This is a genomic window from Bacteroides faecichinchillae JCM 17102 (assembly GCF_000614145.1).
GTDB lineage: Bacteria > Bacteroidota > Bacteroidia > Bacteroidales > Bacteroidaceae > Bacteroides > Bacteroides faecichinchillae.
Genome location: NZ_BAKK01000034.1, coordinates 1 through 17,803, shown reverse-complemented (window position 1 = coordinate 17,803; position 17,803 = coordinate 1). Strand labels below are relative to the sequence as shown.

The window sequence follows — 17,803 nt, the reverse complement described above, 5'->3', positions numbered from 1 at the left end:
CCTGTTCAAAGGACTTCCGGCTTATAGATAACGTTTGTTTATTGGCTGTATATACAGTCTACAGATTCATTGCATTTGCCCCCAGTGCTCCCAGCACTGCTGAAGCCACAGCGATAATTGCTTTTAGGATTATATCCCATGTTGATTTTCCGATTGCCATCGTTTTTTAACTCCTTCTGATACTTTAAATAGTCGTTTTAACTCAAATAACTCTAATCACATGTTTGTGGAAGCAATTCTTTTACTTCGAAACATGGACACATTTTGATCCATTCTTCCGGCTCAATCTCACCGTTACGGTTCAAGTCGGGACTCAGATCCCGATGTCCGCACACCCGGCAACCGGGAAACCGTTCGCACAACCGGTGAACCAACAGCCGGAGAGAAGCCTTCTGCTCCGGTGTCCGGGTATCTGCCGGGTGTCCCCGGCAGTCCAGACCGCCTTCATAGCAAATTCCGATACTGTTGGCATTAAAACCTTTTGCATGTGCCCCGACGCGTTCGAGAGGCCGGGCGAGATGGACCGAGCCATCCTTACGGATGTAGTAGTGATAGCCTGTCCCGTTGAACCCACGACGACGGTGAATCAGGTCCAGATCCTCTGGTGAGAGCGTACAATCCTCCCTCGTGGCAGAACAGTGTACCACGATTAAATTAATAATTCGCATGTTTGTAGATGATTATAGGTAAATAAATAACTGGTTACATTCGTTTAATTAAGTTCTCTGATTCTCAGTCAGCTTAGTTTCAATTCCTAGTTTAACTTTTAGTTTAGATTCGATTTCTAGTCTTATTAAATTCTCCGGACTCTTGTTTAGCTAAGTTCCTATATTCCAGTCTTCAGTTAAGTCATTACAGCTGTTGCGTTCTGTGTTTTCGGTCATTGAAAATTACAGAGTAGGATCCGGTGATTCTCCACTGTCGCCTCCTTCATCCGGCTTATTTGTTTCTCCACCACCGGAAGCTGTGTTTTCGGCACGATCAAAGCGGACACATCGCGCTCCCGTCACCATTGAGCGAGTCGCCATGGTACCATCAAGATTCTTTGTACATGCGGGGAGGAAGCGGACTGTGAGTGAAGCTTGCGAAGCGGACACCTCATCGGAAGTTTCAACTCCGTTACCACCGGATTTCATCACCATGCGAAAAGTGCCAAAGCCATCCAGAGTGACACTTTCGGATGCTTGCAGATGTTGGGCTACTACTGTCACCAGATTGTCCAGTGTGTTTTTTACGTCACCCGGAGAGAGGGACGAGTAGGCAGCTATCTCTTTTGAGATCTGTGAAGTACTGACATTTCCTGCGCGCAAGACACGCGGATAAAATAGTTTTTTGCCGTCCTTATTCTTCAGAATAGACTGAAACGGCCCGTATAAAATTGGCATAATAGTAATTATTTATTTAGTTAAGTAATAGTTTGTTTTTGTCTTTAAGCTTATCGACATTACAAAGATACAAATCTATTTTTTAATATTGGGAAAATAGAAAAAAACATTCTCAATTAAATTCTTAAATCGCATCTACAGTTTACAAACAAGACATATAACACTAATTATCAATACATTATTACAACAAACACGAAATTAATTTCTATGATTAAAAATCTATTAGAATCAAAATCCACACTTATAAGATCTTTCAATTCACATGAGTATAAAGAATAAGAGTAGCACTGCCATCCCAAAGAAACCCCACAAGAAATATAAATATTATTCATACAGTCGACTTCTTCTTATTCACAAGGCTCAACAAGTAACGTCCCGGCAACTTGATTCTCCCGCCACTATCACGCAATACACAGATACCTCTCCATATTGCTCCACCGATAGCACCATAGTTGCTTTTTCGGATGAGAGCGTATTGCTCTGAGGGGGAAATACCAAAAAGTCTGAGATTAACCAGTAGACCTTCATAATTACGGTCTATCCCGTCGGTAGGAGGACGAAGTTGGTCAATGTCTTCTTGTGTCCACTCCTTACGTTTACCAGAATTCTCACCCACCTTTGTTGTTTCCTCTTCCTCCCCACATTTTCAGGGGGAGGATTAAGGAGGGGATATTCTATACTTTGCTTTGCTATGCTATGTTGTAGTATGCTATTCTGTGCTATGCTATGTGTACCTGGCGTTACATTTTGAGGGATTAATGTCACATTTTCACTTGTTAAACTTATCTTCTCATCGGTATCTCCTTTACACTTACGAATTGATTTTCCCTTAGTTTCATCCTGAGGTTCAGAGAGTTCTGCAGCTTCCAGAAGGCAGTAATCAGGTTCCAGCTGAGACACATTCCGACGACGGGTACTGAAAAGATATTGCCGCTGTATCTCGACTGAAGTCAGAATACAATGTTTTTCGAACATTCCGGCATCAAACAGTCCGTAATCTACTGCCAAACGGACAATTCGCTCCACGTCGGAAGCATTTCTTTCGTAAAGTCCCGCTGAAAGGTCTTCGTAGAAAAGACTGTCAGCACGAACATAATAACCTTCGTCCGAATAGACATAGGAAAATACTTCTAACAGAATGCCTAGCACCGCATCACCTTCACGCTTCATCAGCCGACGAACCGCGCGGTCGTAAATAAAGTCCACACTAATAGGGAAATAATCTAATCCCCGTTTTTTTATTCTTGCCATGATTAATTTGCTTTAGTATATTGATTACTTTGTTTTGATGTTATATCGTTATTGATTATTGTTTAAACGTAATCTGTCCGGTTTGCTTCCTCTTCGAGAATTTTCATTCTTTTATGTTTAACACTCTGGCGCACCACTTTCAATGCATGCAAAATGAGTTCCATTCGCACTATCGGATCTTCTACTTGTGTAATGACAAGATAAGAGTATTTGTCCCGTTGTTCTTTTCTAATCCAACTTCCGCTATTGTATCGACGACGGCCAATTTCTTTCCGACATCCCTTGCAATAGATGTCCAGACACTGAGTTTGTCTGTTCACGTAGAAAAATTCTTGTGGAAGTTCACGTCCGCATTGCTTGCAGACAGAAGAAACTGGTAAGTTTTGTATTGAAATTTTCGCTTTTGTTTTCATATCATTAATTATTAATTCAATAAGTAAATCGTTTTATTTTAAAAAGTGATATCCGTATGGATCTGAATTGGTGGGTATATATATCCAGCATAATGAATATATATATTCAGCACGACAGGCATATATATACAGCTTGGTGGCCATATATACCCGCTACAAATAGTTAATATGCTCATTAAGGAGATCGTGAACAAGTTTTTTTGCAACCGGCCATAAACTTTCTTTGCTTTTTCATGGTTATTCCATTTTTAATTTATACTTTTGAAACAAATTAGTAATTATCGTATTGCAAAGATAGAATAATTTTAATTTAAGAAACCGATTGTTTTAGAAATTAATTCTCAATTATTTTATAACAAGCTATCAATGAGGGAGTAATTACTTCTCAATTATTTACATCATTTTAAACACTAGAAAATGGATACATTTTTAGACGTTACAGCTATTGTGAAGCGTGCCAAACAAGCTCTAAATTTTAAAAGAGATAGTGAACTTGCTGATTATCTGGGAGTTTCTAGAGCTACAGTTTCAAACTGGTGTGCTCGAAACCGAATCGATTTTCCTTTATTACTAGATAAAATGGGAAAGGACATAGATTACAACTGGTTACTTGTTGGGAAGGGAAATCCTAAACATCATCCGATCTTTTGTAACAGCCAACTGGCACAGGGAGAAGTAGAGATTATTCACAATCCAAAAACAAGAGAAGCAATCAATGACCGCAGTGTAACGCTGTATGATATCACAGCGGCAGCCAATCTGAAGACCCTCTTCACGAACAAGCACCAATATGCGGTAGGCAAGATACAGATTCCGAGTATCCCTCTCTGCGACGGAGCAATTTATGTGAGTGGAGATAGTATGTACCCGATTCTTAAATCGGGTGATATTGTGGGATACAAGGAAATAAACAGTTTCAGTAATCTGATTTATGGAGAGATGTATTTGGTTTCGTTTAATATCGAGGGAGATGAGTATCTGTCGGTAAAGTACGTGAACCGTTCGGACAAAGAGGGATACCTAAAATTAGTTAGCTATAATACTCATCATGAGCCAATGGATATTCCGTTTACTTCTATCAATGCGATGGCGATAGTGAAATTCTCCATCAGGAGACACATGATGATGTAAGAAAATAAACTTAATAAATAGTTTATTATTAGTAACTTGAGTCTGGAATATATTTAGCCGAAGCTTTTCTTAGGCTCGTATTTCGCAGGTTTCACAGTTTTAGTGGCATAAAGAACTGTGAAATCTGTGTAATTTATAGATTCAACTTCCTTTAAGGATGTAACTCCTTAAAAGCTGCATTCTCTTCCTGAACATGCTGAATAGTCTGTTTCAACTCATCGATAGGCAAATCATAACCATACCAGCCCGTATAGCAATCTACCACGTACCACTTTCCATCTGTTTGCAATTCAAACTCAACACGTAAATCTACCTCCGATTCTTCATAACCGGCTTCGAAAACTTTATGCTTAGGTTCGTTTAACGTGAATTTCGAGACATATACTCCACCTTCATCCTGCGCAATACGTTCTTCTTTCAACATTTCGCTATCCAACAACGGCCATTTTTCCTTGGTAAAAGGAAAAGTTTTCTCCGTTTCCCCGTCATCTGCCAACAAAGTAATCGGAGTTTTCAATGGAAACTTGATACGCGTATACTGAAAAACGGCACTGGAAGTAAACTTATTCAGGAATGAGTTGAAGTCCTCCCCTTCCTGTGTCATAACGGTGGTCTCACCAGTCTTCAAATTGGAACAAATACCATAAGAATACAGTGACACACCTGTCAGTAACACTGTGATTAACAGGCAAAATACAAACCTTTTAGTGCTCATATAACAATTAATAAATGAATAAATATCAGTGGTATTTCAATTCACGACACAAAGATAATGACAAGTTCAATATTTCAATCATTTCTTGCGTAAATACTCATAGCCGAAACGACAATATAAGCATTTCCTTTTATCACAATATTCTTTTTGGAGTTGGATTAACGCTTGACTGTCTGCAGCAGTAGTAACAGGAAGTCCCGCATCACTCCATGATCGGACTATATGATTGTTTTCAGCTTTCAGTTCTTCAAGAAAACGTCCGGCCCGGTTACACATTCCCTCTTCAGCTTTATGTAAGCCATAAGTATACAAAAAAGGAACGACTGTATTTATAACAATCAAATCCAGAGAACGCTCTCCCATCGGTTTTTCTTTATGGGAAGAAGTACGCCCAAAAACAAAATGATCTTCCCAATAAGAGGAAGTACGGGTAGCCAATAATTTACGGACTTCATCCAAGGTTTCAGCTTCCAGAAGCCGAGAAAACAATTTGTCTGCTTTATGATAAAGATAACCCAACTGAGCCAAACGAATATATGGAAAATTCTCCGGACGCAGGCGTAAGAAACGCCATAAAGTAGCATCCATCATCTTTGTAAGCTCAAACTTATGTTGCATGTAACGAAACTCTTTTCGTAATCGAAGGCTATACTCATCTTCCTGTTCCTTTTCCAGAAATGTCTCTTCCAATAAGCCTGCCTGTCCAAAGAAAAAAGCCTCCACCTGAAACAGATCATCCCGATGTTTATCTATTGCACGAAACGGAAGCATACACGCCCAAGTTTCAAAAGCATCACCATTCAAACCAAAACCGTAATTACGAGCAAGGGTAATGAAAAATGCATCTTCCCAATGATTATTGCAAAGTTTCAAACGATGAGTGATCAACTCTGCTTTTTGTTCTAAACGTTCTGTTTGCAAAGCGGTTAGCCAGGAATGGACAATCAGCTTCGGCAATGAACCGAGAATGGAAAGACAAGCCGGATATTGTTCGGCCTCACAGAGTTCCTGATAATGAACACGTACATATTCGGGACACTCTAACTGTAACTGAGGAATTGATTCACCATTCGAACGGATCACTTCCGTATCGATATCAGAAGCTATATGCAAAATGACAGAATCATAAGCCTTATCGTGGTCGTGTCCATGACGATACCAATCGGAAGAGTGTGTATGAATTTCGACGTTACCGGCCCATAGTGTACCATTTATTTTTAGCTTTACGTTAAAAAAGTCTGGTCCTGAATCAGCATTATGTAGTCCCGAATCAATGACTTCAACTGGCAAGCCTGTAGTTGTTTGCAGCACTTTGAGAGGGAATAATCTGTGTTTCCACACATAGTGGAGAAGGTGTTCCATGTTAAGAAGACGTTAATATAGAGCACAAATGTAATAAAAACCTTATATTTGCGACTATTATTTTGAATATAAGTCAGAAAACGATGAAAATAGCATTAATCGGTTACGGAAAAATGGGCAAAGAGATCGAAAAAGTTGCCCTCAGTCGCGGACATGAGATTGTCTGCATTATCGATATCAACAATCAGGAAGACTTCGAGTCGGAAGCATTCAAATCGGCTGATGTAGCCATTGAGTTTACTAATCCGATGGTTGCTTACAATAACTATATACGTACTTTCAAAGCCGGAGTAAAATTAGTATCGGGCAGCACCGGATGGATGGCAGAACATGGCGAAGAGATTAAGAGACTTTGTATGGAAGAAGGAAAAACTCTTTTCTGGTCGTCCAATTTCAGTCTGGGAGTTACTATCTTCTCTGCAGTAAACAAATACTTGGCAAAAATCATGAACCAGTTTCCGGCTTATGATGTCACGATGAGTGAAACTCACCATATTCATAAGATGGATGCCCCGAGTGGTACTGCTATCACATTGGCTGAAGGTATACTGGAAAACTTAGACCGTAAAAGCGAATGGACCAAAGGTACCTTATTAGCACCGGATGGTACTGTTAGCGGTACTAACACCTGTGCTCCTAACGAACTTCCTATTAGTTCCATCCGTGAAGGGGAAGTATTCGGTATCCACACAATCCGCTATGAATCGGATATTGACAGTATAACTATCACTCACGATGCCAAAAATCGCGGTGGTTTTGTTTTAGGCGCAGTTCTCGCAGCAGAATATACAGCCCAACACGAAGGTTATTTGGGTATGAGTGATTTATTTCCATTTTTAAACGATTGAGCTTTCTATTCAAATTCTATATAAACTAGTTAGTTATGAGACAAGCCACACGCGCACAATGGATCAAATGTGCCATTGCTATCATTCTTTATCTCGCCTTCCTCATCTGGGTACGAAGTTGGTGGGGATTGATTGTTGTTCCTTTCATTTTCGATATTTATATCACTAAAAAAGTACCTTGGTCATTCTGGAAAAAATCCAAGAATCCGACAGTACGTGGTATTATGAGCTGGGTAGACGCCATTGTATTCGCATTGGTCGCCGTTTATTTTGTGAATATCTATATCTTCCAAAATTATCAGATTCCATCTTCTTCTTTAGAGAAATCACTGTTGGTAGGAGACTTTCTGTATGTCAGCAAGATGAGCTACGGACCACGCGTACCGAACACTCCGCTCTCTATGCCACTGGCACAGCATACATTACCTATTTTCAACACCAAATCTTATATCGAGTGGCCGCAATGGAAATATAAACGTGTCCCTGGCTTCGGAAAAGTTAAACTGAACGATATCGTTGTATTCAACTTCCCCGCAGGAGATACTGTAGCAACGAACTTTCAACAAACAGAGGATTTCTATTCGTTGGCTTACAGAGTAGGAAAAGGTATCTATTCCAAACCAATAAATATGGATAGCCTGAATCGTGAGCAACAACGATCTATCTATGATTTATATTATGCAGGCGGACGTAAACAGATACTGGCAAATCCACGCGTTTACGGAGATGTAATAACCCGCCCCGTAGACCGTCGCGAGAATTATGTAAAACGTTGTGTAGGCTTACCGGGAGATACCCTTCAAATTGTAAACGGACAAGTAATGATTGATGGTAAAGCTATTGAGAATCCGGAAAATCTTCAATTCAATTATTTCGTTCAGACAACCGGACCTCTCATTACTGACGAAATGTTCCGCGAACTGGGCATCAGCAATGACGACAAATGGTTGTTGGATGATAGCAATTATGAAGGTACCCTATTGAGTATAGGACTGGATGGACGTAACGAACAAGGAACTTTAAATCCTGTCTATCATCTTCCTCTAACAAAAAAGATGTACGATACTCTGTCTGGTAACAAAAAGCTTATAAGCAAAATCATCATGGAACCGGAAGATGAAATGTTTGCCGGTCAAATGTATCCGCTGAATCTGTATACCAAATGGAACCGTAATAATTACGGTCCGATCTGGATACCTGCTAAAGGAGCTACTATCACATTAACAGAAGACAACTTACCTATCTATGAGCGTTGCATCGTAGCATACGAAGGTAACAAATTGGAAGTGAAGCCAGATGGCATCTACATCAATGGTGAGAAGACCAATCAATATACCTTCAAAATGGACTATTATTGGATGATGGGCGACAATCGCCACAATTCTGCCGATTCACGTTATTGGGGCTTCGTTCCCGAAGATCATGTGGTAGGTAAACCAATTGTTGTCTGGTTATCACTCGACAAAGATCGCGGATGGTTTGACGGTAAGATTCGTTGGAATCGTATTTTTAAATGGGTAGACTAAAACATTTCAAATGGATATTGGCATTCGCCGGAGCAATAGTTATCGTGCTTCTGCTCCGGGGATTTGCTTTTACGTCCTGCCTCATTCCCTCCACCGGCATGGAGAATTCTCTTTTGGAAGGCGAACGCATCATCGTCAATCGATGGAGTTATGGCTTGCGGATCCCTTTCATGTCTGTGTTCTCTTATCATCGTTGGTGTGAACGTCCTGTGAAAAAACAGGATATTGTAGTTTTCAATAATCCCGCAGCTATCCAACAACCGATGATCGATCGCCGGGAAATCTATATCAGCCGGTGTATCGGTACACCCGGTGATACATTACTGATAGATTCTCTTTTTACTGTAGTCTCTCCTGAAGTTCAATTCAATCCGGACAAAAAAAGACTCTACTCATATCCTGCCGGTAAAGAGAAACTGATGACTTCACTTATGAATACCCTTTCCATCACTGACGACGGGCTAATGGGTAACAATGACAGCACGCATGTACGCAGTTTCAGCCGTTACGAGTTTTATTTGCTCAAACAAGCAATCAACAATCAAAACTGGCTTCAGCCTCTAACTGAAAATAAAGATAATGATCCGAAGCCACTTATCATTCCCGGAAAAGGAAAAGTCCTGCGAGTATATCCCTGGAATATCACTTTATTACGGAACACCCTTGTACTGCATGAAGGAAAACAAGCAGAAATAAAAAACGACACACTCTACGTAGACGAAAAACCTACACAACATTGCTATTTTACAAAAGACTATTACTGGATGGGAGCTAATAACTCTGTCAATCTCTCCGATTCACGTCTGTTCGGATTCGTTCCACAAGATCATATCATTGGAAAAGCATCACTTATCTGGTTTTCTAAAGAAAAAGGGACAAGTATAACAGACGGATATCGGTGGAACCGTTTTTTTAGAACGATAAAATAATACAAATCGACTCTAATACAAAATACATAAAGATTATGAAAAAGGCAAAGACTATTCTGTTATTCATACAGGTATTGCTGTTCTCACAGTCACTTTTTGCTGCTCCGATAGATGATAAGACCGCTCTCGAAATAGCAAATAAATTTTTGTTTGATAACAATAAAAAGGTCCTACGTAATTATGAACATCATATTCTCACTTCCAGTCAGCTTTATGTAATCAATTACTCGTTTAAAGGTGAACCAAAAGGATTCATCGTTTTAGCCAATGAGGATAGTATGCCCTCACCTGTATTAGCATTCTCCAAAGAAGGCAGAATAGATCTTAATAATAGTACCATGCAATCCATCCTGAAACAATATAGCAAAGAGATATCAGAATGGCGAAAAGGAAAAACTCAATCTGCAAAAGAAGAGACTATTTATTATCAAAAGAAAAATTCTTCTTGCCCTCCCCTGCTGAAAAGTAGCGTTCTCTGGAATCAGTACTTTCCTTACAACCTGCTGATACCAAGAGATGCCGACGGAAAAAGATCACTTGTAGGATGTACGGCTGTTTCTATGGCGCAAATCATGAAATATTACGAGTATCCGAGCCATGGAACAGGGACTTTTACTTATACAAAACCTACAAAAAAAGGAAAAGCATTCTCGGCAACCGTTTGTTATGATTCGTTGTCTATCAACTGGAAAGCTATAGCAGATAACTATAATCCTGAAGATTCCGTAGCTGCCTCCACCACTATTTGTCCCCTACTTTACCATTGCGCCGTTGGGGCGGAAATGATTTTCGGATCTGAGGCTTCGACAGGTTTCAGTGCACCGGCTTCCAATGCTTTTGTCAGGTATTTCAACTATCATCCGGGAATATATCATTTAGCAAAGAACACATTAACCGACAGCCAACTTCAACAGCTCCTCTACCGGGAAATGGAAGCCGGACGCCCGGTGATGTGTTGCGGACACCAGCATTTTTTTGTCTGTGACGGATTCATCGACGACTTTTTCCACTTCGACTGGGGATGGAAAGGATCAATGAATGGCTATTACAAACTTTCTGCTTTAAATCCAAACACAGAGAATTTCCAAATGATGACTCATCTCACTGTAAAGATACGTCCGAGAAACTTTGAAGAACATCATAAAGTTGTCAGTCTAGTCCAACCGGGAACCCTAAACCGACTTCTCTCAGATAACGAAGCACAAACTCTAACTTCACTTACCATAACTGGTAAACTAAATGCGAAAGACTTCCGACTATTACGAAAGATGGCAGGAGGAAGCGACTCCGTTTGGGAAAACCCTGGAGAATTACGCATATTAGATCTGTCAAAAGCAGAAATAGTAACCGATTATGAAAACTACTATTTTAGGAAAGATCTCCGGAAAGCAAACTGGACAAGATGGTTCAATGGCAAAGACACTCCTGATGGAAATCCCAAAGAATTTAAGTTTGCAACCATGGACGAAAAAGAATGGGAACTCTTTTGCAAACTTGGAGGAAATATCGACAAGGAAGGATTCTGGAAATTTGTAAAAGAAGGAAACGATTACTTTTTGCAATATCATACCGTTTCAAATATTATCAGTGAAAACATATTCAAGGATTGTACCAACTTGCAAAAGGTCTTATTGCCTAAACAAATTATCAATATTAAGCCATATGCATTCGATAACTGTATCTCCCTACAATCGATACAAATTCCATCTCACACAAAAGATATAAGTTCAAAAGTATGGATGAACTGCGTTTCTTTGGAATCTATCTCAGTAGACCCCGCTAATCTTTATTTTGCGGCTAAGGACGGAGTACTATATTGCAAGGACTTCATAACATTATTATATTATCCACCTCATAAAAAAGATTCTACTTATCTATTACCACAAAGTATACAAAAATTATACACTTATGCTTTCTATGAGAACCAATTCTTACAGAAAATAAGTTTATCGAAAGGAATCAAAAAAATTCTTCCATATACTTTTTCATTCTGTCCTTTGCTCCGTTCGGTCAAGCTTCCGGACGGGTTAGAACAGATTGAGCCAAACGCTTTTTTCAAGTGTTCAAAGTTGTCTGAAGTCAATCTTCCGGCAAAGTTTCAGAATGCAAAAAGATCAATATTTGTCCAATGTAATCAGTTAAAATAGAATGAGAATAGCTTATTTATCATCCGCCTATTTGGCCCCAGTAGAATATTACACAAAATTAGCGACCTACGATAAAATCTATATAGAACAGTATGACCACTATATGAAACAGACTTATCGTAACCGTTGTACCATTTCCGGTCCAGATGGTGAGTTGGCTCTCTCCATCCCTACCGTTAAGCCCGATACATTAAAGTGTCCAATGAAGGATATCCGTATCTCCGATCATGGTAACTGGAGACATCTTCATTGGAATGCTATCGAATCGGCCTACAACAACACTCCCTTTTTTGAATATTACAAAGATGATTTCCGTCCTTTTTACGAAAAGAAATATGAGTATCTAATTGATTTCAACGAAGAATTGTGTAATTTGATCTGTAAACTGATAGATATTCATCCAAATATAGAACGCACTTCGGAATATAAAATGGATTTCTGTCCTGAAGAAACTGATTTTCGTGAACTTATTCACCCCAAAAAAGACTTTCGAACTGTGGACCCTGAGTTTATCCCACATCCTTATTATCAGGTATTTGAGAATAAACTAGGTTTCCTACCTAATTTAAGTGTCATAGATTTGCTTTTCAACATGGGTCCGGAGGGGCTGTTAATACTACAATAGAAGAAGGTCCACTCTTCAACACGCTACAATAAAGTTTTTTAATGGCAATTATCTTGCACCTTGCACTCCAATGCTTCCAATAGACTGACTATCAAAAAGAAAGCAGGGTGCAAGATGTATGTTGCAGATGTGTGTAAGATAATGTATTTTACACACATTATATCCTCTTGATTTTGGTTATCCGGTAAACCTAACAATCCGAATTCAAATTATGTACATTTACAGCTTGAGCTACTAAGCAAGCAGATATTTACAAGTGGAGCATAAATTCATCACTCTTTATCAAACTTAACCTTTAGAATCTTACTAAGATGAGGCTTATATTTCTGTAACATTCTGTCAAATCCCAGATCATTTGGATGGACTCCGTCAGTGCTTCCTTCATGATCTGTTCCCAAGAAATGATCTTCTTTTATAAAATACAAATTCTTCACATCATTCTTTCGCAATATTTCTATTTGCCTGGCAATAGCTTCATTCTGTTGTTTCACCCATTTTTTCACTTTCTGATCAAAGTTTCCTTTTTCCCGTATCAAAGTTTGTATTACAATAATAGGTGTATCCGGATGTTTACTACGTAATGTCATCACGAACTCTGCTGCCCGTTCAGTTATCTCAGTAGGAGAAGGATTAGGAATACAATCCAGAATAAATGCATCCGCATCAATATCGGCAACCATATCAGCTACCTCTTTTTCCATTTTACCATTACCACTTAATCCCAAGTTAATAAAATTATACCCGCTACTACGGGACAATCGCGATGAATAAGCCATACCAGGACGACTAGCAGAAGCCCCTTGCAAAATACTGGACCCATAAATCACGATTTTGTTTTTAAACGGATTTTGTCCTGCACGAATGTATGAATCAGAAGTTGTTCCTATCTCCAAACTTTTTAGTTCATCATATAAAGGAAGGTACAACAGACATTCTTTTTCTTCAGTGCCCATGTTATTCACTAGCACACCTTCCGAACTTACACCACTGGGTGAGCCAACTCCTGCAAATTGCCATTTTCCATCACGTTTAATATATAAGTCCAATCCTTTTTGAGCAATTCCTGTCATATTGCCCATCCGTCCGCTATTAGTTACTGTCCATTTTGCTTTGATCACCGGACTGTTCGTTGTAAAGCAAATAGCTAGTCCTGCCGAATTTGTGAACAATCTCTTCACAGCAGGAGGCATCTGATTATATTTCGCGGTATCTACCCGATGAAAATATTCACCTCCCGGCATCGCCTTACCCACTAATAAAAGTTCTTTTGCTGGGGTATAATTAAAATCAGACTTTTGTTGCTGCCCCAAAATCGAAAAGGGAAGTAATAAGAATAAATAAAGACAGAAATTTCATGTTAAGTTTTTCATGGGGAATATAAATTTAGGTAATTAATAAAATCAGTTTTAATAACTCATAAGATCTATTATCCAAAATAGTACCAAGAGGTTATCGATAAATTAACGTAGATAAATACTCTTCTGCAAACATTTCATTAGCAACTTCTAGTAATTGTTCCGAAGTCAGTGATTCAATACGTTTGAAAACAAGCTCTGAAGATTCATATTTATGATAATGTAAGAATGTCTTCGCCATACCCAACGCATTATTTTCAAAATTGTCCGAAGCCACACCGATCTGTCCAATCAATTGTTTTTTGGCAGCTGCAACTGTGAAGAGGTCATCTTCACATCACGCATTCGTTTCAATTCTTTATAGGTTAGTTTCAGACAAGTATCCATATCCTCCATATCTGTTCCGAAATAAATGCAAAAAGCACCTGTATCAGTATAAGAAGTTAGGTTTGACTCCACATTATACACCAGTCCCCGACGTTCACGAAGAGACACATTCAATCGACTGTTCATCCCAGGACCTCCCAGAATATTATTCAGCAAATATAAAGCCGACCTCTTATCGTCGTAGGCATTATATCCACGACTTCCAATCATCACATGTGCCTGATGCGTATCCTTTGGAACTACCAAATGCTCCGGTACATAAGGAGGAGGAGCAATCCGTTGATTATTCATTGGCATCGCAGGAATATCAGATAAATACTTTTCTGCCAAGCGAATGATCTTCTTGAAATCATATTGTCCCTGTACAAAAAAAACCATATTACCTGGTCGATAAAACCGATGGGTAAATGAAAGAACATCCTCCGTACGGAAACTGCGAAGCAAGTCCGGCTTACCCAAAATATTCCTTCCCAAAGGATGATTACGGAAAATCATATCCTCGAAATCATCAAAAATGAGTTCCGACGGATTATCTTCATACGACTGAATCTCGTCAATGATCACCTCCGTTTCTTTCTCAATTTCATGCTGCGGGAAAGTCGAATAGAATACAATATCTCCCAGCAACTCAAGTGCCCGCTCCAAATGTTCGGTCAGAAAAGCAGTATAAACCATCGTTTCTTCCTTATTGGTATAAGCATTTAAATCACCTCCCACATTCTCCATACGGTTTAAGATATGCCATGCTTTCCGTTTCTCGGTCCCCTTAAAAATCAGATGTTCCACAAAATGCGCCATTCCTTGCTCATTCTCAGCCTCATCACGTGTTCCTGCATCAATAGCGAAACCACAATAAGATACTTTTGAAAGGGTTGGTTCATGTATAATGCGCAGGCCATTTTGCAATGTATATTCGTTATATTGCATTGTTTTCTACTTCCTTATTGAATTAATACCGCAAAAATACAATAAAACTTATTGTCGTTTATAGAAAATTGCAGATATTTGTAGACTATAATAGTAACAACGTGTATGAAAAAGATAGGAATTTTCTGCTCAGCCTCCGAAAACATTGACAAAATGTATTTCGAAAGCGCCCGCCAAATAGGGAAATGGATGGGAGAATCTAATAAAACGTTGATTTATGGAGGAGCAAACCTCGGGCTGATGGAATGCATTGCCGGTGCGGTAAAAGAATACGGAGGAACGGTGATTGGTGTCGTACCTTCGAAATTGGAAGAGAATGGAAAGGTAAGCAAATGCCTGGATCAGATGATCCATACACAAAACCTAAGTGACCGCAAAGACATCATAACAGAAGAATCGGATATATTGGTCGCCTTACCCGGAGGAGTAGGAACACTCGATGAGGTTTTTCATGTAATTGCCGCTGCTTCTATCGGATACCATCAGAAAAAAGTAATCTTCTACAATGATTATGGATTTTATAACGAGCTATTGAAAACACTTAGCACATTAGAAGAGAAAGGTTTTGCCCGACAACCCTTCTCGAGCTATTATGAAGTTGCCGAGACATTGGACGAATTAAAAGAAAAAATAAAATAACGTGCCCAGACAACAAACGGACACAATCAAGCACCCAACAAGTTATGATAGATTCTATAAAACAACTTTTGCAGCAGGAAGCACAAGCCGTATTAAATATCCCAGTTACGGACGCTTATGAAAAAGCTGTAAACTTAATAGTTGAACAAATCCACCAGAAGAAGGGAAAGTTAGTCACTTCCGGTATGGGGAAAGCCGGTCAGATTGCGATGAATATCGCTACGACTTTTTGCTCCACAGGAATTCCTTCTGTCTTTCTACATCCTAGCGAAGCACAACATGGTGATCTAGGTATTTTACAGGAAAATGATTTGCTATTGTTGATCTCCAATTCGGGTAAGACAAGAGAGATTGTCGAACTGACTCGTCTGGCTCACAATCTAAATCCTGATTTGAAATTTATCGTCATCACAGGCAATCCCGATAGTCCACTTGCAGATGAATCCGATGTTTGCTTGAGCACAGGACACCCGTCAGAGGTTTGTACACTTGGGATGACGCCCACTACATCAACCACAGCTATGACTGTTATCGGTGATATATTGGTAGTACAGACCATGAAAATGACAAAATTCACCATTGAAGAATATTCTAAACGTCATCATGGCGGCTATTTGGGAGAAAAATCAAGGTCATTATGCGAAAAGTAGTCGGTATCGGAGAAACGATCCTCGATATCATCTTTCGGGGTGAACAGCCTTCTGCAGCCGTACCGGGAGGCTCTGTATTTAACGGCATCGTATCTTTAGGGCGAATGGGAGTCAATGTTTCTTTCATTAGCGAGACGGGCAATGACCATGTAGGTAATATCATCCTGCAATTCATGCGCGAAAACCATATACCGACGGATTATATCAATGTGTTTCCGGATGGAAAATCACCGGTATCTCTTGCTTTTCTCAACGAGCAAAGAGATGCTGAATATATCTTTTACAAAGATTATCCTAAACAACGTCTGGATGTATTATTTCCCAAGTTACAAGAGGATGATATCGTAGTAGTCGGCTCTTATTATGCGCTAAACCCCGTATTACGGGATAAAATTCTGGAACTACTCGACCAGGCACGTGAAAAGAAAGCAATTATCTATTACGACCCCAACTTCCGCTCTTCACACAAGAATGAAGCGATGAAGTTGGCTCCTACTATCATCGAGAATTTGGAATATGCAGATATTGTACGCGGTTCAAAGGAAGATTTTTTCTATATGTACGGCATGCAAGATGTAGACAAGATATACAAAGATAAAATCAAATTCTATTGTCCTCGGTTTATTTGCACTGCAGGAGCCGAAAAAGTGGCTTTGCGTACAGGTATTGTTAGTAAAGATTATGCAATAGAACCATTGGAAGCTGTGAGCACTATTGGAGCGGGAGATAATTTCAATGCCGGATTAATTTATGGATTGCTTAAATACGATGTACGATATCGTGACCTGAATAATCTGAATGAGGAAATTTGGGACAAAGTGATTCAATGTGGAAAAGACTTTGCCACAGAAGTTTGCCGCAGTTTCAATAACTCGATATCTGTAGAATTCGCAGAGAATTACAAATAAGACAGAGAATTAATTCTCACAGACATTCCTACGGATCAATGCTGTATAAAAGTTCCTATCAAATTATCTTAGAAACTTCAATTTGATAGGAACTGCTTTTATCATTACGACTAAGCTATAATCGTTTGCCGGAAAAATTTCATCTTCACAGATCAACAGAAGTATCTGTTTGTATACGATAAACCCGGTTATTTACATCTTTTTCAATGAACAGACAGAACCATTCCAATCTGTCCTCTTCCATCAGTCAAATCTCATTCCTTATCCGAATATATTCAGCATTTAGTTTGATTCAAGAAATAGATTATAGAATTATGCTACGTAAAGTTATTGCTATTTATTCTCTCTATGCAATAAACTGTCTGTTACCTTCCTTGCTAACGAACTTCACATAAGATTGCGTTCTCTTTACCGCAAACTAAGCCAAACAAAGGTACCATCTATTAACAACATCATCAAAGTTTGCAGACTTCCAATGGCAAAGAAGCTTTTAATAAATACCTATTTTCTTCTATAACTAATGCCCATTCAAAATCAGTTTGAATCTTGAATATAATTATAATATATATAAGAAACTTTTCATTATCTTTGTATAGTCTGAATCT

General features: G+C 39.1%; 18 protein-coding genes and 1 pseudogene. 9 read left to right on the top strand and 10 right to left on the bottom strand.

From position 1 onward, the window contains the following. Window positions 1–58 precede the first annotated feature (58 nt). The 6 genes from JCM17102_RS30710 to JCM17102_RS15430 form a co-directional block, all read right to left on the bottom strand. Window positions 59–160: a smalltalk protein gene (locus tag JCM17102_RS30710; protein WP_175551330.1), complete on the bottom strand. Its 102-nt coding sequence runs from the start codon at window positions 158–160 to the stop codon at window positions 59–61. A gap of 52 nt (window positions 161–212) precedes the next feature. Continuing rightward, entirely contained in the window at window positions 213–668 is a 456-nt protein-coding gene (locus tag JCM17102_RS15445) for an N-acetylmuramoyl-L-alanine amidase (protein WP_025075821.1), read from the bottom strand. A 222-nt stretch (window positions 669–890) separates the two neighbouring features. Continuing rightward, window positions 891–1,385, bottom strand: a complete 495-nt coding sequence (locus tag JCM17102_RS15440) for an HU family DNA-binding protein (protein WP_025075820.1) — start codon at window positions 1,383–1,385, stop codon at window positions 891–893. Window positions 1,386–1,713: 328 nt separating this feature from the next. Beyond that, window positions 1,714–2,001 (bottom strand): hypothetical protein, encoded by a 288-nt coding sequence (locus tag JCM17102_RS32245; protein ID WP_306302483.1) that lies wholly within the window; start codon window positions 1,999–2,001, stop codon window positions 1,714–1,716. Beyond that, window positions 1,923–2,636, bottom strand: coding sequence for a DUF4373 domain-containing protein (locus JCM17102_RS24225; protein WP_306302482.1), 714 nt, complete (start codon window positions 2,634–2,636; stop codon window positions 1,923–1,925). The genes JCM17102_RS32245 and JCM17102_RS24225 overlap by 79 nt, the downstream gene beginning before the upstream one ends. Window positions 2,637–2,698: 62 nt before the next feature. Further along, complete coding sequence (locus tag JCM17102_RS15430) at window positions 2,699–3,049, bottom strand: hypothetical protein (RefSeq protein WP_033886942.1); 351 nt, start codon at window positions 3,047–3,049, stop codon at window positions 2,699–2,701. A 417-nt stretch (window positions 3,050–3,466) separates the two neighbouring features. Between JCM17102_RS15430 and JCM17102_RS15425 the strand changes: the two genes are divergently transcribed. Next, window positions 3,467–4,180, top strand: coding sequence for a helix-turn-helix domain-containing protein (locus tag JCM17102_RS15425; protein WP_025075818.1), 714 nt, complete (start codon window positions 3,467–3,469; stop codon window positions 4,178–4,180). A 151-nt stretch (window positions 4,181–4,331) separates the two neighbouring features. Here JCM17102_RS15425 and JCM17102_RS15420 read toward each other — a convergent pair whose 3' ends face one another. Together JCM17102_RS15420 and JCM17102_RS15415 are read right to left on the bottom strand one after the other, a co-directional pair. Then, window positions 4,332–4,895: a hypothetical protein gene (locus JCM17102_RS15420; RefSeq protein WP_025075817.1), complete on the bottom strand. Its 564-nt coding sequence runs from the start codon at window positions 4,893–4,895 to the stop codon at window positions 4,332–4,334. Window positions 4,896–4,973: 78 nt separating this feature from the next. Beyond that, a complete protein-coding gene (locus tag JCM17102_RS15415; protein WP_025075816.1) occupies window positions 4,974–6,257 on the bottom strand; it encodes a DUF2851 family protein in 1,284 nt (427 codons plus the stop codon). Between the two features lie 83 nt (window positions 6,258–6,340). Between JCM17102_RS15415 and dapB the strand changes: the two genes are divergently transcribed. Genes dapB through JCM17102_RS15390 form a run of 5 tightly spaced genes read left to right on the top strand, consistent with a single transcriptional unit; the run spans window position 6,341 to window position 12,332 of the window. Next, entirely contained in the window at window positions 6,341–7,105 is a 765-nt protein-coding gene (gene dapB / locus JCM17102_RS15410) for a 4-hydroxy-tetrahydrodipicolinate reductase (RefSeq protein WP_025075815.1), read from the top strand. A gap of 35 nt (window positions 7,106–7,140) precedes the next feature. Then, on the top strand, window positions 7,141–8,631 hold the full coding sequence (lepB, locus tag JCM17102_RS15405; RefSeq protein WP_025075814.1) for a signal peptidase I: 1,491 nt from the start codon (window positions 7,141–7,143) through the stop codon (window positions 8,629–8,631). Further along, window positions 8,619–9,560 (top strand): signal peptidase I, encoded by a 942-nt coding sequence (gene lepB, locus JCM17102_RS15400; protein WP_025075813.1) that lies wholly within the window; start codon window positions 8,619–8,621, stop codon window positions 9,558–9,560. The genes lepB (JCM17102_RS15405) and lepB (JCM17102_RS15400) overlap by 13 nt, the downstream gene beginning before the upstream one ends. Before the next feature lie 35 nt (window positions 9,561–9,595). Beyond that, window positions 9,596–11,707 (top strand): C10 family peptidase, encoded by a 2,112-nt coding sequence (locus tag JCM17102_RS15395; protein ID WP_025075812.1) that lies wholly within the window; start codon window positions 9,596–9,598, stop codon window positions 11,705–11,707. Window position 11,708: 1 nt separating this feature from the next. Beyond that, complete coding sequence (locus tag JCM17102_RS15390) at window positions 11,709–12,332, top strand: WbqC family protein (RefSeq protein WP_025075811.1); 624 nt, start codon at window positions 11,709–11,711, stop codon at window positions 12,330–12,332. Between the two features lie 272 nt (window positions 12,333–12,604). On the opposite strand, the gene JCM17102_RS24220 is transcribed toward JCM17102_RS15390, so the two are convergent. Further along, entirely contained in the window at window positions 12,605–13,642 is a 1,038-nt protein-coding gene (locus JCM17102_RS24220) for an SGNH/GDSL hydrolase family protein (RefSeq protein WP_373278902.1), read from the bottom strand. 139 nt (window positions 13,643–13,781) lie between these two features. Next, window positions 13,782–15,001 (bottom strand): annotated as a pseudogene (locus JCM17102_RS27920) (M16 family metallopeptidase). A 105-nt stretch (window positions 15,002–15,106) separates the two neighbouring features. On the opposite strand from JCM17102_RS27920, the gene JCM17102_RS15375 reads away from it, so the two are divergent. Genes JCM17102_RS15375 through JCM17102_RS15365 form a run of 3 tightly spaced genes read left to right on the top strand, consistent with a single transcriptional unit; the run spans window position 15,107 to window position 17,198 of the window. Further along, entirely contained in the window at window positions 15,107–15,640 is a 534-nt protein-coding gene (locus JCM17102_RS15375) for an LOG family protein (RefSeq protein WP_025075810.1), read from the top strand. A gap of 44 nt (window positions 15,641–15,684) precedes the next feature. Further along, the gene (locus tag JCM17102_RS15370) at window positions 15,685–16,290 is read left to right on the top strand and encodes an SIS domain-containing protein (protein ID WP_025075809.1); all 606 of its coding nucleotides are present in this window, start codon (window positions 15,685–15,687) and stop codon (window positions 16,288–16,290) included. After that, window positions 16,278–17,198 carry a carbohydrate kinase family protein gene (locus JCM17102_RS15365; protein ID WP_025075808.1) on the top strand — a complete coding sequence of 307 codons (921 nt, stop codon included), beginning with the start codon at window positions 16,278–16,280 and terminating at the stop codon, window positions 17,196–17,198. Before JCM17102_RS15370 ends, JCM17102_RS15365 begins: the two co-directional genes overlap by 13 nt. Window positions 17,199–17,803 lie beyond the last annotated feature (605 nt).

Excerpts from the sequence above, each read along its gene's own strand:
- JCM17102_RS15415 (WP_025075816.1), bottom strand. The coding sequence starts at position 6,257 with ATGGAACACCTTCTCCACTATGTGTGGAAACACAGATTATTCCCTCTC.
- lepB (WP_025075813.1), top strand. The coding sequence starts at position 8,619 with ATGGGTAGACTAAAACATTTCAAATGGATATTGGCATTCGCCGGAGCA.
- JCM17102_RS15420 (WP_025075817.1), bottom strand. The coding sequence starts at position 4,895 with ATGAGCACTAAAAGGTTTGTATTTTGCCTGTTAATCACAGTGTTACTG.
- JCM17102_RS30710 (WP_175551330.1), bottom strand. The coding sequence starts at position 160 with ATGGCAATCGGAAAATCAACATGGGATATAATCCTAAAAGCAATTATC.
- JCM17102_RS15395 (WP_025075812.1), top strand. The coding sequence starts at position 9,596 with ATGAAAAAGGCAAAGACTATTCTGTTATTCATACAGGTATTGCTGTTC.
- lepB (WP_025075814.1), top strand. The coding sequence starts at position 7,141 with ATGAGACAAGCCACACGCGCACAATGGATCAAATGTGCCATTGCTATC.
- JCM17102_RS15370 (WP_025075809.1), top strand. The coding sequence starts at position 15,685 with ATGATAGATTCTATAAAACAACTTTTGCAGCAGGAAGCACAAGCCGTA.
- JCM17102_RS15440 (WP_025075820.1), bottom strand. The coding sequence starts at position 1,385 with ATGCCAATTTTATACGGGCCGTTTCAGTCTATTCTGAAGAATAAGGAC.
- JCM17102_RS24225 (WP_306302482.1), bottom strand. The coding sequence starts at position 2,636 with ATGGCAAGAATAAAAAAACGGGGATTAGATTATTTCCCTATTAGTGTG.
- JCM17102_RS15425 (WP_025075818.1), top strand. The coding sequence starts at position 3,467 with ATGGATACATTTTTAGACGTTACAGCTATTGTGAAGCGTGCCAAACAA.
- JCM17102_RS15445 (WP_025075821.1), bottom strand. The coding sequence starts at position 668 with ATGCGAATTATTAATTTAATCGTGGTACACTGTTCTGCCACGAGGGAG.
- JCM17102_RS15390 (WP_025075811.1), top strand. The coding sequence starts at position 11,709 with ATGAGAATAGCTTATTTATCATCCGCCTATTTGGCCCCAGTAGAATAT.
- JCM17102_RS15430 (WP_033886942.1), bottom strand. The coding sequence starts at position 3,049 with ATGAAAACAAAAGCGAAAATTTCAATACAAAACTTACCAGTTTCTTCT.
- JCM17102_RS15375 (WP_025075810.1), top strand. The coding sequence starts at position 15,107 with ATGAAAAAGATAGGAATTTTCTGCTCAGCCTCCGAAAACATTGACAAA.
- dapB (WP_025075815.1), top strand. The coding sequence starts at position 6,341 with ATGAAAATAGCATTAATCGGTTACGGAAAAATGGGCAAAGAGATCGAA.
- JCM17102_RS15365 (WP_025075808.1), top strand. The coding sequence starts at position 16,278 with ATGCGAAAAGTAGTCGGTATCGGAGAAACGATCCTCGATATCATCTTT.